Here is a 15,190-nt window from a genome sequence, read left to right as displayed (position 1 = left end):
CGTCGTTCTGACTGATCCCGTGGCACAAGTGAGCGCAAGGCACCGCCGCCTCACCGCGACCCCATGTCGTGCTGGGGGCGCGGGAAGCGGCGGGGGAGCCCTGTAATGGTGGCCCTGGTCGCCCGAAGCGAATCGGCGAGCCGGCCCGGGCGCCTATCGGCAGCGGCCGCCGGCACGGCGGACGGCTGGGTCAGAAGGGCTTGGTGGGCAGGTACTTGCCGTCCAGGGTGATCACCGCGCGCTCGCCGCCCTCGGGGTCGGCGACCTTCTTCACGTCGAGCTTGAAGTTGATCGCGCTAATGATGCCGTCACCGAACTGCTCGTGGACCAGGGCCTTGAGCGTGGTGCCGTAGATCTGGACGATCTCGTAGAAGCGGTAGATCGTCGGGTCGGTCGGGACGCCGCCGGGAATGGAGCCCCGTGTCGGGATGGCCTGCAGCAGCACGGCCGCCTCCTCATCCAGCTCCAGCAGCTCGGCGACCGCCCTGGCGGCGGCCTCCGGCAGCGGATGCTGACCCAGCAGCGCGGCGGTCGTGAACGCGACCGACAGGCCGCTGGCGTCGGCGATCTGCTGCCAGGTCAGGTCCTTGCGCGTCTTGGCCTCGACAACCACAGCGGCCAGGGCCTGCCGGGCGGCAGGGTCGAACTGAGCGTGCACCATGAGGGTGTTCCTTTCCAACATGCCGGCCCGCCCTACAGCGAGCTCAGCGGAGTCATACGGTCGGGGGATCAGGCCGCCGGACGGCGGCCTGGACGAAAGGGCCAGGGCAGCTCAGGCCGCTAGGGCGGCGGAGCAACCCGTGACCGGGTCGAGCTGGTCGACCGCGCCGGTGGGGATGTCGTAGACCCAGCCGTGCAGCGTGAGGGTCTTCGCCGCCAGTGCCCGGACGACGCTGGGGTGCGTCGCCAGGTTTGCCAGCTGAGCGATCACGTTGTTCCGTACCAGGACGCTCACCTTGTCCTCGCCGGGCTCGGCACAGGCCGTACGGACCCGGGAGGCCTCCGCATGCCGCAGCCAATGGGCGACGGCCGGCAGGGCGGCGAGGTCGTGGTCGTCCGCCAGGGCGGTCATCGCGCCACAGGCGGAATGCCCGCAGACGACGATGTCGGACACGCCCAGGACGGCGACGGCGTACTCGATGCTCGCCGCGATCCCATCAGCGTTCGGGGTGTAGGCGGGCACCAGGTTTCCGGCCGTCCGAATGACGAACAGCTCGCCCGGCTCACTCTGTGTGATCAGCTCCGGTATGACGCGGGCGTCGGAGCAGCTGATGAACAGGGTGCTGGGCCGGTGCGTGGTGGCCAGGCGCTGAAAGTGCGCCGCCTGGGCGGGGAAGACGCCCCGCTGGAAATGTGCGACTCCCTCGGCGAGGTCTTGCATGATCACTCCTTTCGGCCAGTGCCCGACTGGTGCGGGTTGACGAAATCCACCATGCATGAACTGTGCTTATAGAGTCCAAGACGCCCTGAATATAAGATCTATTGGCCTCATCTATAGTGATGTCATGGGCTTCGAACTACGTCATCTGCGCTATCTGCTCGCCGTCGCCGAACAAGGCAGCTTCACCCGCGCCGCCGAAGTCCTGCACATCTCCCAGCCGACCCTGTCCCAGCAGATCAGACAGATGGAACGCCTGATGGGCACGCAGTTGCTGGACCGCACGGGTCGTGCGGTGCGCCTCACCGATGCCGGCGAGACCTACATCCACTACGCCCGTCGCGCCCTGCAGGAACTCGCCGCTGCCGAACGCGCCGTCCACGACGTGGCCGACCTCTCCCGCGGCAGCCTGCGCCTGGCGGTCACCCCCACGTTCACCGCCTACCTCATCGGCCCCCTCACCGGACAGTTCCACGTCCGACATCCCGGCATCACCCTGAGCATCAGGGAGATGACACAGGACCGCATCGAGTCCGCCCTCCTTGCCGACGACCTCGACCTCGGGATCGCCTTTCGCGGTGCCCACCTGCCCGGCATCACCACGGACGACTTGTTCACCGAAGCCCTCAGCCTCGTCGTCGGCACGCACCACCCCTACGCCGACCGGACAGACCCGCTACCCGTGCGAGAACTGGAAGACCGCCCCCTGGCCGTGCTCAGCAGCGACTTCGCCACACGCAGGCACATCGACACCTACTTCGATCAGCACCGCACCACACCGCGCATCGCGATGGAAGCCAACTCGGTCAATGCCGTCACCGAAATGATCCAGCGCACCCCTCTGGCATCTGTGCTGCCCGAGGCCATCACCCGAGATCACCCGCATCTGCGTGCCATACCCCTCGACCCGCCCCTGCCCGAGCGCACTGTCACTCTGCTCTGCCGCTCGGGCTCCTACCAAAGCGCTGCCGCCCGGGCTTTCACCCACCTCACCCGACAATGGGTCGCCTCCAGCGGATACTCCTCCTCTCCGTGAGGTCGCGGAGGCAGCGGGCTGTGGCCCCATGGCACAGGGACGCCGTCTGTCGAGCGGACGGGTCGAGCTGTGGAACTCTTCCTTCGTACGGCACGCCCTCTGATCGACTGACAAGGCCCGCACGGCTCGCTCAGCTCTCGCGGTCGGTCACGGACGCCGCTGTCACCGTCGCGGGCGGCAGCCGGGCAGGACACAGGCCCCGCGTTCGGGAGTACCAGCGATTTCTTGCGGCTTGAGGGCGGGCCGTGGATACGTGTGGCCACCGGGGCATCTGATAGGCGAATGCCGCCGCGCCCTTCCCGGACCCGCTAAGTAGTGGGTCAGGGAAGGGCGCGGCGGCATCTCTGGTGCTTCTCTGGGTCTTTGGGCCCGCGGGCGGGTTGCGGACCACGTTCCACTGGCTCTGCAGTCCGGCTGCGGCTGGGCGAAGGCGGCGTCGATGGCGGCGCCGTCCCGTGCGCCGGCGGGGGTCGGGCTGGTTCTCACGCTCCCCGCCGCGGGCCGGGCTCGGCGGCACGGCCGGAGCCGGTCCGCTCTGGAGCGGGGGTCAGGAGCCGGTGTGAAGGCCGGTGTAGAGGAAGTGGTTGGCCTGGTCGACGGCTGTCTTGGCGGCGTTGGTGTGGGCGAGGGCGTTGAGCATGGCGAAGTCGTGGATGATGCCCTGGTAGCGGACGGTGGTGATGTCGTTGCCGGCGGCGCGGAGCTTGGCGGCGTACGCCTCGCCCTCATCGCGCAGGACGTCGGCCTCGTCGGTGATGACCAGGGCCTTGGGCAGGCCTTCGAGCTGGTTGAGGCTCGCGCGCAGTGGCGAGGCAAGGATCTGCTTGCGGTCCTTGGCGTTGGGGGCGTAGGCGTCCCAGAACCACTTCATGGCCTTGCGGGTCAGCCAGGGCCCGTCGGCGAACTCCCGCTAGGAGGCCGTGTTGAAGTTGGCATCGGTGACCGGGTAGAAGAGCACCTGCTCGCGCAGGGCAGGGCCGCGGCGCTGCTTGGCCATGAGGGTGACGGCGGCGGTCATGTTGCCGCCGACACTGTCGCCGGCGACGGCGATCCGGGAGCCGTCGACGTTGATCTCGTCGCCGTGCTCGGCGACCCACTTGGTGGCCGCGTACGCCTGCTCGATGGCGATGGGGTAGCGCGCCTCGGGCGAGGGCGTGTAGTCGACGAAGATGACCGCAGCGCGGGCGCCGTTGGCGATCTGCCGCACCAGCCGGTCGTGGGTGTTCTCGTTGCCGAGGACCCAGCCGCCGCCGTGGAAGTACATGACGGCCGGGAGCTTGCCGCTCACTCCGGCGGGGCGGACGATCCGGATGGTCACCTCGCCGGTGGGTCCCACCTTGAGGGTGCGGTGGCTGATGTCCGCCGGGAGCTTGCCTACGGGGCCGGCCTGTGCGCTGTCGAGTGCCTTGCGGGCGTCGCCATAGGACAGGGTGTAGATAGGCGGGTTCTTCGCGGCCGCGTCGGCGAACGCCTGGGCGTCCTTTTCCAGCACCGGCGCGGTTGTGGTGGCGGACGGTGCAGCAGGTGAGGCCGACGCGTGGGCGGTGATGGTCACCCCGGCGATGAGGGCGGCTGCTGCGGCGACGGCGATCTTGCGGTGGATTCGGACAGGAGCGGTGCGCATGGGAAACTGGTGCGTGGCGCAGGGCGCGCGCAACGCGGGTACTGAGGCGGGACCCGGGCGGTCCGGCCGGGTGTAGTGCGGGGGTGTTACGGGCGCCGGATGTGGCTGAGCGCGCTCAGGCGGTGCCGAGTGCGGTGCGCAGTGTGTCGATGGCCTGGCTGATGGCAGCTTCGGCGGCGTGGGTCTGACGCAGGGCGTTGAGCATGACGAAGTCGTGGATGACGCCCTGGTAGCGGACGGCGGTGACGGGGACGCCCGCCTGGCGGAGCTTGTTGGCGTACGCCTCGCCCTCGTCGCGCAGGACGTCGGCCTCGCCGGTGATCACCAGGGCCGGAGGCAGACCGGTGAGCTGCTCGGTCGTGGCGCGCAGCGGGGAGGCGGTGATCTGGGCGCGCTCGGCCTCGTTGGTCGTGTACTGGTCCCAGAACCACTGCATGGCGTCCCGGCGCAGGAAGTAGCCCTCGGCGAACTGGTGGTAGGAGCCGGTGTCGAACGCGGCGTCGGTGACGGGGTAGAACAGCACCTGCTGCACCAGGGGGACATCCTCGCGCTGCTTGGCCATCAGGGTCAGTGCGGCGGCCATGTTGCCGCCGACCGAGTCACCGGCCACCGCGATCCGGGTGGGGTCCAGGCCCTTTGAAGCGCCGTCAGTGACGACCCAGCGGGCGACGGCGTAGTTCTGCTCGATCGCGACGGGGTAGCGGGCCTCGGGCGAGAGGTCGTACTCGGGGAAGACGACGGCGGCGTTCGCGCCGACGGCGAGTTCGCGCACCAGGCGGTCGTGGGTGTGGGCGTTGCCGAAGACCCAGCCCGCACCGTGGATGTAGAGGACAACGGGCAGCGGACCGGCGGCACCGACGGGACGGACGATGCGCGCCCGGACGATGCCGGTGGGCCCGCCCTGCACGGCCACCCACTCCTCGGCGATCTCGGGCTTGGCGATCTCGCCGGACTGGACCTCATCGACCACCTTGCGGCCCTCGACCGGACCGAGGTCGAACAGATACGGCGGGTTGGCGGTGGCCTCGGCGAACGCGGCGGCGGCCGGTTCCAGCACGGGGCCGGTGATGTTCTCGGGCATGGGGACTCCTTGGACTGATACCGGGGCGGCAGCCTCGGCGAGGGATGTGTCCGGCCGTTCGGCGGTCACGAGAACACCGTAGCGCTCAATTTAGTCGTGCACAACTGAATCGACCAAGACATAGTCGAGGGCGCTTGGAATGGGTAGGATGTACCTGGCCGATCATCAGAGGTAAGGACGGCGCTCATGGGCCAGAACACGCGCGACGACGCCGCAGTAGGTTCGCTGCTGCTTCAGGACCAGCTCTGCTTCGCCCTGTACGCGGCCTCGCGGGCGGTCACGACCCGCTACCGTCCACTGCTCGACGAGCTGGGGCTGACCTACCCGCAGTACCTCGTCATGCTGGTGTTGTGGGAGCAGGGCTCGGTCTCCGTACGGGAGCTAGGCACGGCGCTCCAGCTGGAATCCAGCACCCTTTCGCCGCTCCTCAAGCGCCTTGAGGCCGGCGGCCTGATTCGCCGCGAACGACGCGCCGAGGACGAACGCTCCGTCGCCGTACGCCTCACCCCGGCCGGCGCGGACCTTCAGGAGAAGGCCCGCGCCGTCCCGCTGGCCATCGGCGAGGCCATGGGTCTTACCCCCGAACAGGACGCCACCGCGAAGCACTTGCTCCGCCTGCTCACCGGGAACGTCACCCACGACTGAGGCACCGGGCGCGGCGCGCGCACTCTGGTTCACGAAATGCGCGCGCCGGACGATCGCGCGACACCTCGACGGGGAGATGGCGGAACACCCTCGCCGGGACGGATGGCCTTCCGCCAGTTCTGCGTGGCGAACGAGATGTAGATCCCGTCCCCGTCCCCGTCCGCGTCGCGGTCGGGGATGCAGTTGGCTACAGACCGGTAGCTCGGCTGACTCGGCGTCCGTGTCCCGAACCTTGCTGCGGCAGTTTCCTCGTCGGCCATTCGTCCGTTGAGCGGAATGTCGGATGTTGGGGCTGCTCTCGGGGGTCTTGTGCGGTTGTTCTTCGTGGACCAGCGCCGAGTTTGGAAGGTGGGTGCGGTCGCGGGGCGGAGCTATGCAGAGCTGAGCGAGCTCTTCGAGCGACGCCGACTGCCCCGGGGCACCCCGATCCTGCTCGATGACACGATGCGCCCGGTCGAACCGCTGACCAGTTGGTTCCGCGCGATGGGCCTCGCGGGCCGTGATGCGAAGACGATGAAGGCATACGCGTACACCGCGTTGATGTTGTTCAACTTCCTGGCCACCCGTAGCCGCGATTTCGTCTCGGCGAGCGAGGCGGACCTGCTGGAGTTTCGGTTGTGGCGGCGGGAGCAAGCCGAGGAGACGGTCGGACAGGCCGCTTGGGATCGTGATTCGGCAGCGCTCGGCCAGCTCTACGATTACCTGGTCCAGCGTGGTCAGGTCCCTGGGCGGCCGTGGCGCCCCACCGGCCGTACGGCCTCGCTGGGCAGCGGTGTCAGCCGTGACCTGCGTGTGCGCCACATGGAACTCGAGCAGTACCTGTTCTGCCGTGACGTTGGATTCGGGGGGCTGCGGCCGGACGCCGGCCTGGACGGCACGTTCCGTGGATGGTGGCCGCACCGCAATCGTGCCGCGTGCGAGCTGGCGTTGCTGACGGGCATGCGCCTTCAGGAGTGGTCCACCCTGCTGCTGCCCGAACTCGGCCTTGCCGGCGGGCCGAAGCCCACGATCGCGGACGTCGATCTGGCTGCCTGCGCCAAGTACCAGCGCCCGCGCTCGGCGTACGTTCCGCTCGGCGCGATGGCCTTGTTGGACCCCTACCTGCTGCTCGAGCGCCCCCGGATCGTGGCCAAGGCGCAGCGCGCGCTGCGCCGTCGCAGCCGGGAACTGTTCGTCATCCAGCGCCTGGACGCGGACAGCACGAGGATCCGCGGGGTCCTGGACGGGTGCACGGTCACCCGCGTGATCAAGGACATGGATCCTGAGCTGCGGCGCATCGCCGTACTGGAGACCGGGGACGGTCTGGATCCGCTCGCGGTGTTCCTCGGGCAGGGCGGGGCGATGTTGTCGTTCTCCGGCTGGGACCGGGTGCGCTGGCGGGCCTGGGAACGGATGCAGCAGTGGTCGAGCGACCGGGAGGCCCCGGTCCTTCCGCGGCACTGCTGGTGCTATCACGATCTGCGGCACACGTTCGCCCTGCGGCTTCTCATCTACCTCACGCGTGAGGCCCTTGACGACATCAAGGCTCGAAAGCTTCCGATGGCGACGTTGCTGGACCACATGGTCGGCAAGCTGGACATCCACAACGTCCGCATCGACGGGCCAGCGGACATCCGCCGGCTGCGGAAGTCCGGCAAGGTCGAGAAAGCCCTGACCTTCAAGGGCCGCATCAGCGACATCGCCGACGACCACACCGAGGAGACGTTCCGCCGCAGCTACGCCCACGGCACCACGCTGCGCGTCATCGCAGGCCAGGTCATCACCACGGCCACAACAGCACTGGCTGTCCAAGGCCCTCGCGGGCCCGGTCGTCCTCGACCAAGAACAGTCCCTCCAGGATCCGGAAGCCGAAGCGGCACTGGGGCTATCGGCGCAGGATATCGAGCAGCTGCGAGCCGGTGAACTCGACATGGGCGTCTCCAGTTGCCGCGACCCCTTCACTTCCCCGTTCGGGCGCCCGGGGCAGATGTGCCCGGTCGCCCCGACCCGCTGCCTGGAATGCCGCAATGCGTTCATCCTGCCGTCCAACCTTCCTCAACTTCTGCTGTTCGCCGCCCATCTGGAACAGCTGCGTCACCGGCTCGCCCCGCGCCACTTTCACGCCCTGTGGGGACAGAGCCACGCCAACCTGACCGAAGTCCTCGGCCTGCGTACCGACGCCGAGATCTCCCGGGCCCGCCAGCGCATCGCCGACGAGGGCCTGACGCTGCAACTCCCCATCTCCTCGCAGGTGGAGTTCGACGTATGAGCGGCCTGCCGGCCCCATCCGGCCGCCCCGGCGTCTTCGCGGACGACGAACCGGTCCTGCAGTCCCTGCCGTTACTGCCCAGGGCACGTCCACTCTTGTTCGGGGAGACGCAGACCTGGGACTTCAACGACGTACTGCGCCGCCCTGCCCGGCTCGTGCCCGGGCAATGGCGTCTGACGCTCATGCAGCTCACCGAGGTGCAGAACCTGCTCGCCCGCGAGCTGGCAATGATCGAGTTCAACCCACGCCATCCCAAGATCCTGGCCCGAGGGCTCCATCTGCAGCCTCGGCCACGCAAGGTCGGCACGGTGCAGCGGCACGTCGGCATCCTGCGCGCACTGGCTACGTTCGGAGCCGGCGAGGGCCTGCCCGAGGACTTCGGCCAATGGTCAACAGCCGACTTCCACCGCTACCTCACCGACCGCCGCGAACACCTTGACCTGACCGCGGTCCGGCCCCACATCCTGACCATCAAGCTGCTGCACCGACTGGCGCCCGCGCTCACGCATGGCGGGCTCACCGCGGACCCGTGGCCGGGACAAACCGGTGCCCAGGTACTCGAGCTGTCGCGCAACAGGCCGCTGCGAACGCCCGTCATCCCGCCGCAGACCTGGTTTCCCCTCATCCACTCTGCCTGGACATACATCGACACCTTCGGGCCCGACATCCTGCGGGCCCGCGCCTACTGGCGGGACCTTCAAGCAACCGCCCGTCCAGTCCCTCTACCCGAGGCACGCCAGCTGTGCGAGAAGTGGCTGGCCGACCCCTCCCACCGCATTCCGGTGTGGCTGGCGAACGACATGACGCGGAACAAGAACGCCACCACGATCGTGAACTGGTCCGTGCTGGCGGCAATGATCGGCGTCGCGCAGCCCACCACCGTCTTCGCCGCAACCGCACCGCACGGACGCCAACTGCGCGCGCGTGTCGAGGAACTGGCCGCCGAGGGGCGTACGCAGAGTGGTCTGCTCTGCGACCTCACCCAGGTCGACCGGAAGGACGGCACCGCGGGGCCCTGGTGCATGAGCCTCTATCCGCAGCGCCTTTGGATCGAGTTCACAGCGCTGCGCAATGCGGCTCCGGTGTTCGTTACCGCGCTGTCGATGATGCGGGACAGCGAGGTCCGGGAAATCCTCAAGGACTCGGTCGTCGAGCACTACGGCAGCCCGGCAGTGAAGTCGACCCTGCACAAACTCAACCCCAACCTGCCCGTCAAGCACTGGTGGATCATCGAACCGGTCGCCCAGGCCATCCAGACGGCCGCCGAGCTCTCCGTACACGACACGCTCGCCTTCGCCTCAGTACAGGCCAAGTCGCCCATCGCCCACCTGGACAGCTGCCAGGCGATCACGAGCTTCCTTCAGCACGTCAATCGCCACCGGGACATCACCGGTCTGCCGGCCATTCCCGAGCAGAAGCTGAGCCCTCACATGTTCCGACGCACCATGGCCATGCTTACCCGGGACTTCCCCGGATCGGAGATCGCCCTCGGAATGCAGCTCAAACACGCCGCAACGCGCGCGCTCGCCAACACCACCACCCAGGGCTACACCGAACCATCCCCGGCCTGGGCCAGCCACCTCACCACCGCCATCAGCGAGCGCCGCTTCGAGCAGCTCAAGGAACTCTTCGACGCCGACGGACGAGGCGAGAACATCGGCTACGGCCCGGGCGCTGACCAGCTCCGCGGCGCCTTCACCACCGTACGAACCCAGGCCGAGCACCTCCGCGCCAACCAGAAAGCCCAGCGCGGAGATCTCCGGGTCGAGTACGGCCTCCTCCGCCAAGTCCACCTCACCGTGCGCTTCGGCAAGCTCAACCACTGCACGATGGACGAAGCCAACCCCGTCGGCGCCAAATGCCTCGAGGACGCCGTCGTTCCCCAAGGCCATCAAGGCCCTCTCATCGACCGGTGCCAACCCGCCCGCAGCGCACGCAGCATCATCGCCCCCGCGCATCTGCCGATCTGGACCGCCGAGCGAGCCTCCATCCAGGATCTGCTAGCCACCCCGAAGCTCCCGGCCAATCGCCGCAAGCAACTGACCGAGCAACTCAACGAAGTCGATCACGTCCTGCGAAGGACCACCTCATGACCTCAGCCGAGCGTCCGAGCGTCTCACCCCGCACAGAACGCGCTCTGCGCGACGCCATGGAACGGCTCTTCGCCGGCCGCCCAGCCCGCACCGACGGCAAACTCACCAAGAACAACCTCTGGCGGGAAGCCGGCGTCAGCCGCGCCACCATGAACCGCGCCACGAACGTGCTGGCCGACTGGGACAACCGCATCGGGCACAGTCCAGCCCATGCCCAAGACCGCAAGCAGGCCGAGACCATCACCGCACTACGCCAGCATCTCCGACAAGCCCAAACAGACCGCGACCGTCTCCAGGATCAGGTCGACGCCGCAGCAACCGTCATCGCCGCCCTGTACGCCGAGAACGCGGCGCTCCGTGAGCAGATCTCGAGCCAGTCGGCGACCGTCGTATCTCTTACGCCACGACGGTGACCCCGCTCGTCATCGAGCTCAGTCGGAGATGCGCCCGCTGTCTCGTGAGACATCTAAAGATCTGGAGAAGGATGGTTCTCCAGACACTTGAAGTTGTCTCATCCGAGTGACAGCTCGGCGTCTCTCAGCACGCCTCCGATCGGCACCAGAAGACCGCACAGCCCTGCAGCCTCGCGCCACAGGCGTGGACGCGAACCGTGACGTCCACATAACATGTCACCGTTAACTTAACGGCGAGAACCTGAGGGGCCGCGATGACCATCACCGCGCAAGACGTCTACACCTTGGCGCCGTTCGCCAGGACGCTCGGGATACGCTTCGGATCCCTCAAGGCCGACGCTGTCACCGCGCAACTCGCCTACACGCCCGAGCAGTCCACCGTCGGCGCCGCGATGCACGGCGGGGCACTGATGGGGCTGGCCGATGTAGCCGGCGCCGTGTGCGCCACGCTGAACGGGACCGCCGACACCGTCCCCGCGACCATGGAATCCACCACCCACTTCCTGCGGCCCGTACACGGCACCGGCGCCTTCGCGACCTCCCGCCCGCTGCACGTCGGCAAGTCAACGGTCGCCGTGGAAATCGACATCAGGGATGACAAGGACCGGCTCTGCGTCCGCGTCACTCAACTCGTCGCCCTCCGGAGGCGCCATGACTAAAGGACCCGGCCAGACCACGGCCGACACCCGCGCCAGCACAACCGAAGGCCGTCGGCGCAGTCGCGCCAAGCGAGGCCACGGCGGCCGACTGAGGGACGAGCTCATCGAAGCGGCCGGCACGCTGCTCGACGACGCCGGCGAGGAAGGCGTGACCATCCGTGCGGTGGCACAGGCTGTCGGGGTCAGCACCCCATCGGTATATCTGCACTTCGACAACCGACTGGAACTGCTGCACACCGTGTGCCTCGGGGTCTGGGACGAGCTCGGCCGACGGATGCTGAGCATCAGCGCCCAGACCACCGACCCGTTCGCCGAACTCCACCAGCGCAGTGTCGCCTACATCAGGTTCGGGCTCGACCATCCCCTGCGCTACCGCCTGGTCGCGACCGGACCCGCGACAGCCGCCACTGAGCAGGTCGCCGACGCCTGCTTCCGATTCCTGCGGGAAACGGTGCAGCGATGCGCCGACGCTGGCGTGCTCCACGGCGATGTGACGGCGCTGACCCGGGCCATCTGCGCGTGCCTGCACGGTGCCGTCTCGCTGCTGATCCTCCAGCCGACCTCGAAATGGCCCGACGACATCACCCAGTACGCAGACGATGCCGCCACCCTCGCCTGCGAGGGCGCCGCCGCCCTCTCACGCGCGCACCATGGCCGCTACGAAACGTGAACTGTTCTGCCCTGGGCAACGCTCCGCTTCGCTAGCATTCTCATCGGCCGACGCTTGGCGCAGCGGTCGGCGGGCCGGCCCGCGCGGGGCGGAAAAAGGGCTGGTCCTCCATGCCCTTGCGGTAGTGCTGGCGCAGTTCGCCGCGCTGTCCGAAGAAGATCCGCCGGGCCAGGCGGTGGCGGGCCTCGGCGATGTTGAGCTGCTTGCCGATCATGCGCCGGTTTTGAAGTGGCCCAGACAGCGAGCTGATGTCTCATGAGACATATCAAAGTCTGGAGAGCGACGGCTGGCGAGCGCAAGTCTCCGTCGACCGGGCGCGTGTGGTGCTGCGCTCGCGGCGGGGCACCGACATGGCGCCGGCGTTCCCGGAGATCGCGGCGGGGACGGCGCAGCTGCCGGATCTAACGGCGCTGGACGGTGAGCTGGTGGTGTGGGAGTTGGGCCGGTTGGCGTTCGAACGCCTCCAGGGCTGACTGCAGCAGCGCGGCGCCGGGGCGGCCCGGCTCGCTGCCGAGTGGCCTGCCCACTTCGTCGCCTTCGACGTGCTGCGGCTGGCAGGACAGGACACCATCTCCTGGCCGTACCGGCGGCGCCGGGCGGCGCTGGAGGAGCTGTTCGTCGAACACGGGCTGACGGCTCCGTGGGCGCTGTGCCCGTCGACCACCGACCCGGACACCGCTCGGGAGTGGCTGTCCTGGACGGCGGTCGGTTTGGAAGGGCTCGTCTTCAAGCGGCTGGACGACCCATACCGGCCGGCGGTGCGCGGGTGGCAGAAGCACAAGGTGCGCGAGACCACCGAGGCGATCGTCGGCGCGGTCACCGGCACCCTGGCCGCTCCGCGCAGTCTGCTCCTGGGGCGCTATGACACGGGCGAGCGCCTGCAGTACACCGGCCGCACCACCTCGCTCCCACAGACGGACAGTAGCGCCCTCGCCAGCCTGCTGGCCCCCGCTGGTGACGAACACCCTTGGACGGGCTGGACGTTCCGTCCCCCGCGGATACGCGTGTGAGGGCCCGAACCGGCGGCGGTTCGGGCCCTCACTGCCGCCTGGAGAGTGGCGGATCTCGGCGGCGCGCAGGGCGTGGAAGGCGAGCAGGGCGGTGACGGCGGCCCGGGCAGGGTCGGGCGAGGTGAGGGCCTGGCGGATCGGGGCGGTGTCGGCGGGCAGGGGGATGGTGGGGGCCGGTGCGTTGCCTTGCCCGCCAAGACAGGCGCGCCCGAACGGACTGCAATGAGACTCATTGAGATCAAATTCGTGTCATAGCAACATTCACAAAGGTATGTACGCTTTTCTCTTTTTGTCCCCTTGGTCGCAGACTGTGGAAGGCGCGGTACTTTTGATGCGAAGGATTGCGGTTTGGCCGCTGGTTCTGGGAGCGGTGACCCTTGGGCTCGCGTGTGAGATGTCTGGCCCCGTAGCAGCTCAGGGGCTCACGGGTACGGCCCCATCAAAGGTTGGTAATACACACGCAGAGCGGAGCATGTCCCGAGCGGCAGTCGCCGGGATCGTTACGGCGAGGACTGGTCTGATTGTCCGCGCCCGGCCGACAACTCAGGCTGCGCACCTCGGTACTTACGCTAAGGGTGCCCGTATCAGTATCTCGTGCAAGTCATTCGGACAAAGTGTCGGCGGAAATAAAACATGGTACAAGCTTGCGAACCGCGCGGGCTGGGTGAGTGCCCGCTACGTCAGCGTCTCTAGTGCCGTGCCGCCGTGCGGCAAGCCAGGTCCGCCAGGCCCGCCGGGACCCCGGGGGCCACAGGGAGAAAGGGGCCCCCAAGGACCTGCCGGACCGCAGGGTCCACAAGGACCTGCCGGACCACAGGGACCCGCTGGCACTGCCAACATCACCCCCGTATACGGAGAAGCCACGGCGCTGGGACCAGACGATACGAGGGCGTTGGTCGCCGTCTGTCCAGCTGGACAGACGGCTATTTCAGGAGGCTGGCTCTCGGCCAGCAAGGTCATCCCGGTCAACAGCTATCGGAGCACGAGCGGCAATCCCGACGACAGTTGGACGGTCAACTTCCACAACACCTCTACCCAGGAGACGTATCTCATTACTCCCATTGCGTATTGCGCCCCGTCGACGGCCTAGTACCCAGCTCCAGTTCGCTATCACTGCTGGTCACAGCATGCGTGCCTCCGCAGCCATCAACCCACAATCGCCCGGCTGTGGTCGTCGATTAAGGCGAACAAGTACGTCTTCCGCCCCCCGATCTTCGGCCCGTGCAGGGCGTCCCCGATCCACGACTCGTTGCCCCTCGTGGCCTCGAACCGGCCAAAGACGCTCGTGTCACTGAGCGTTTTCCATCCTCAGTCTGAGCTAGCCAGCCGGGCACGGATGCTGCGCTGGGGCGCGATGCGGACGGTGAGCACGCGGTGGTGCTACTGGCGGTCGTTCCTCTCTATCTGGGGCGCGGTGGCCGTCGCCGGGAAGGTGCGGCGGAGCTCCGCGAAGAGGTGGGGGTAGTTGGTGTCATGGGTGACCACCGCCGCGAGGAGGGCGTCCAGCGCCGCCTTGAGGGGGTCGGGGGCGGCGGCGTCCCAGAGCGCGGTGAGGGCGGCGACCTGGGGCAAGCCGGGGGTTCCGTCGTGGGACTGTGGAACGCGTGCGTCGGAGAACACGGCGTCCCGCAGCCGTCGTGGGTCGTCCAGGGGCGGCGAGTAGGGCTCGCCCCGGTCGAGCTCCGCCAGGCCGCGCGCCACCCAGTCGATTTCGCTGATCCCTGCTGTCGCACAGGCGCGGTGCGCTGCCCAGTGGGCGAGCGCGCGTTGTTCCTCGGGACCTGCGGCGTCGATCACATGCACGAGTGCGGCATCGAGGCCGACGAGGCCCTTGGGATAGCCCTGGAACCCCCGGAGCTTGTTCCGGACATCCCGCAGTCGGTTGCTGGGCAGGCGCCCGCCCCAGGCGTCCATCTCCTTTTGAAGCTCGGCGTGCTCCTGCTCCTCGCGGGCCTGCCGCTCTGCCTCGGCCCGCTCCTCGGGGGTGGGGCCTGGGGGCTGCTTGCGCGCGAACTCGTGCCAATAGGCGGCGGCTCGGCTGGTTTCCTTGACCACGCGGTCAGGGGCCGGCGGGCTTGGCCAGAATCGCAGCAGATACTCCTCCAGCACGGGTTCGCCCGCGTCGCGTACCGCGTTGCGCGCCTCGTCCATACCTCGGCAGTGGTAGCGGACCCGGTACGAGGTCTCGGAGAGGGGGAGCGGATGCCTGGGGTAGTCCCACTCCACGAGATAGGTCGTGTCCGATTCGGGTCGGAACGACGCCTCGACGATGTCCTCCCAGGCGTCGGCGTCCAGGGGCGGTTCCGTCTCGTGCAGCTCGACGGTCATTGGGA

Annotated in this window: 14 protein-coding genes and 2 pseudogenes; 10 read left to right on the top strand and 6 right to left on the bottom strand. The window is 68.2% G+C overall.

The features are described 5' to 3' along the window. Positions 1–190 precede the first annotated feature (190 nt). The gene (gene cynS / locus STSP_RS03215) at positions 191–661 is read right to left on the bottom strand and encodes a cyanase (RefSeq protein ID WP_067271702.1); all 471 of its coding nucleotides are present in this window, start codon (positions 659–661) and stop codon (positions 191–193) included. Between the two features lie 111 nt (positions 662–772). Then, entirely contained in the window at positions 773–1,381 is a 609-nt protein-coding gene (locus STSP_RS03210; RefSeq protein WP_067271700.1) for a carbonic anhydrase, read from the bottom strand. A 124-nt stretch (positions 1,382–1,505) separates the two neighbouring features. Here STSP_RS03210 and cynR point away from each other — a divergent pair, with 124 nt between their 5' ends. After that, positions 1,506–2,414 carry a transcriptional regulator CynR gene (gene cynR / locus STSP_RS03205; protein ID WP_067271698.1) on the top strand — a complete coding sequence of 303 codons (909 nt, stop codon included), beginning with the start codon at positions 1,506–1,508 and terminating at the stop codon, positions 2,412–2,414. A gap of 547 nt (positions 2,415–2,961) precedes the next feature. Here the strand turns inward: cynR and STSP_RS03200 are convergent. After that, a pseudogene (locus STSP_RS03200) lies at positions 2,962–3,906 on the bottom strand (alpha/beta hydrolase). Between the two features lie 247 nt (positions 3,907–4,153). After that, complete coding sequence (locus STSP_RS03195) at positions 4,154–5,119, bottom strand: alpha/beta hydrolase (protein ID WP_067271696.1); 966 nt, start codon at positions 5,117–5,119, stop codon at positions 4,154–4,156. A 186-nt stretch (positions 5,120–5,305) separates the two neighbouring features. Here STSP_RS03195 and STSP_RS03190 point away from each other — a divergent pair, with 186 nt between their 5' ends. From STSP_RS03190 to STSP_RS03160, 7 genes are all read left to right on the top strand, one after another. Next, positions 5,306–5,764: a MarR family winged helix-turn-helix transcriptional regulator gene (locus STSP_RS03190; protein WP_198547247.1), complete on the top strand. Its 459-nt coding sequence runs from the start codon at positions 5,306–5,308 to the stop codon at positions 5,762–5,764. Between the two features lie 276 nt (positions 5,765–6,040). Beyond that, positions 6,041–7,666 (top strand): hypothetical protein, encoded by a 1,626-nt coding sequence (locus STSP_RS03185; RefSeq protein ID WP_157902770.1) that lies wholly within the window; start codon positions 6,041–6,043, stop codon positions 7,664–7,666. Between the two features lie 7 nt (positions 7,667–7,673). Further along, complete coding sequence (locus STSP_RS03180) at positions 7,674–8,012, top strand: hypothetical protein (RefSeq protein ID WP_067271690.1); 339 nt, start codon at positions 7,674–7,676, stop codon at positions 8,010–8,012. Then, positions 8,009–10,105: a hypothetical protein gene (locus STSP_RS03175; RefSeq protein ID WP_067271688.1), complete on the top strand. Its 2,097-nt coding sequence runs from the start codon at positions 8,009–8,011 to the stop codon at positions 10,103–10,105. The genes STSP_RS03180 and STSP_RS03175 overlap by 4 nt, the downstream gene beginning before the upstream one ends. Then, the gene (locus STSP_RS03170; protein WP_067271685.1) at positions 10,102–10,518 is read left to right on the top strand and encodes a hypothetical protein; all 417 of its coding nucleotides are present in this window, start codon (positions 10,102–10,104) and stop codon (positions 10,516–10,518) included. The genes STSP_RS03175 and STSP_RS03170 overlap by 4 nt, the downstream gene beginning before the upstream one ends. A 254-nt stretch (positions 10,519–10,772) precedes the next feature. Further along, positions 10,773–11,177: a PaaI family thioesterase gene (locus STSP_RS03165; RefSeq protein WP_067271683.1), complete on the top strand. Its 405-nt coding sequence runs from the start codon at positions 10,773–10,775 to the stop codon at positions 11,175–11,177. Continuing rightward, a complete protein-coding gene (locus STSP_RS03160) occupies positions 11,170–11,847 on the top strand; it encodes a TetR/AcrR family transcriptional regulator (RefSeq protein WP_198547246.1) in 678 nt (225 codons plus the stop codon). The genes STSP_RS03165 and STSP_RS03160 overlap by 8 nt, the downstream gene beginning before the upstream one ends. 40 nt (positions 11,848–11,887) lie before the next feature. Here STSP_RS03160 and STSP_RS38170 read toward each other — a convergent pair whose 3' ends face one another. Continuing rightward, positions 11,888–12,061: a Tn3 family transposase gene (locus tag STSP_RS38170; protein ID WP_107441179.1), complete on the bottom strand. Its 174-nt coding sequence runs from the start codon at positions 12,059–12,061 to the stop codon at positions 11,888–11,890. 34 nt (positions 12,062–12,095) lie between these two features. On the opposite strand from STSP_RS38170, the pseudogene STSP_RS36575 reads away from it, so the two are divergent. Continuing rightward, positions 12,096–12,857 (top strand): annotated as a pseudogene (locus STSP_RS36575) (ATP-dependent DNA ligase). A 271-nt stretch (positions 12,858–13,128) separates the two neighbouring features. Next, the gene (locus STSP_RS41095; protein ID WP_408646225.1) at positions 13,129–13,947 is read left to right on the top strand and encodes an SH3 domain-containing protein; all 819 of its coding nucleotides are present in this window, start codon (positions 13,129–13,131) and stop codon (positions 13,945–13,947) included. Positions 13,948–14,237: 290 nt separating this feature from the next. Here STSP_RS41095 and STSP_RS03145 read toward each other — a convergent pair. Continuing rightward, positions 14,238–15,190 (bottom strand): hypothetical protein (locus STSP_RS03145; RefSeq protein WP_157902769.1); only part of this gene is annotated, 953 nt, incomplete at its 5' end.

Origin of the sequence: Streptomyces jeddahensis (assembly GCF_001642995.1) — a bacterium.
Taxonomy (GTDB): domain Bacteria; phylum Actinomycetota; class Actinomycetes; order Streptomycetales; family Streptomycetaceae; genus Streptomyces; species Streptomyces jeddahensis.
This window is presented reverse-complemented; position numbering and strand designations above follow the sequence as displayed.

What these genes read in the sequence shown, in the direction of transcription:
- STSP_RS03210 (WP_067271700.1), bottom strand. Translation starts at nt 1,381, where the DNA reads ATGCAAGACCTCGCCGAGGGAGTCGCACATTTCCAGCGGGGCGTCTTC.
- STSP_RS03185 (WP_157902770.1), top strand. Translation starts at nt 6,041, where the DNA reads ATGTCGGATGTTGGGGCTGCTCTCGGGGGTCTTGTGCGGTTGTTCTTC.
- STSP_RS03170 (WP_067271685.1), top strand. Translation starts at nt 10,102, where the DNA reads ATGACCTCAGCCGAGCGTCCGAGCGTCTCACCCCGCACAGAACGCGCT.
- STSP_RS41095 (WP_408646225.1), top strand. Translation starts at nt 13,129, where the DNA reads ATGTACGCTTTTCTCTTTTTGTCCCCTTGGTCGCAGACTGTGGAAGGC.
- STSP_RS03190 (WP_198547247.1), top strand. Translation starts at nt 5,306, where the DNA reads ATGGGCCAGAACACGCGCGACGACGCCGCAGTAGGTTCGCTGCTGCTT.
- cynS (WP_067271702.1), bottom strand. Translation starts at nt 661, where the DNA reads ATGGTGCACGCTCAGTTCGACCCTGCCGCCCGGCAGGCCCTGGCCGCT.
- cynR (WP_067271698.1), top strand. Translation starts at nt 1,506, where the DNA reads ATGGGCTTCGAACTACGTCATCTGCGCTATCTGCTCGCCGTCGCCGAA.
- STSP_RS03195 (WP_067271696.1), bottom strand. Translation starts at nt 5,119, where the DNA reads ATGCCCGAGAACATCACCGGCCCCGTGCTGGAACCGGCCGCCGCCGCG.
- STSP_RS03175 (WP_067271688.1), top strand. Translation starts at nt 8,009, where the DNA reads ATGAGCGGCCTGCCGGCCCCATCCGGCCGCCCCGGCGTCTTCGCGGAC.
- STSP_RS38170 (WP_107441179.1), bottom strand. Translation starts at nt 12,061, where the DNA reads ATGATCGGCAAGCAGCTCAACATCGCCGAGGCCCGCCACCGCCTGGCC.
- STSP_RS03160 (WP_198547246.1), top strand. Translation starts at nt 11,170, where the DNA reads ATGACTAAAGGACCCGGCCAGACCACGGCCGACACCCGCGCCAGCACA.
- STSP_RS03165 (WP_067271683.1), top strand. Translation starts at nt 10,773, where the DNA reads ATGACCATCACCGCGCAAGACGTCTACACCTTGGCGCCGTTCGCCAGG.
- STSP_RS03180 (WP_067271690.1), top strand. Translation starts at nt 7,674, where the DNA reads ATGGGCGTCTCCAGTTGCCGCGACCCCTTCACTTCCCCGTTCGGGCGC.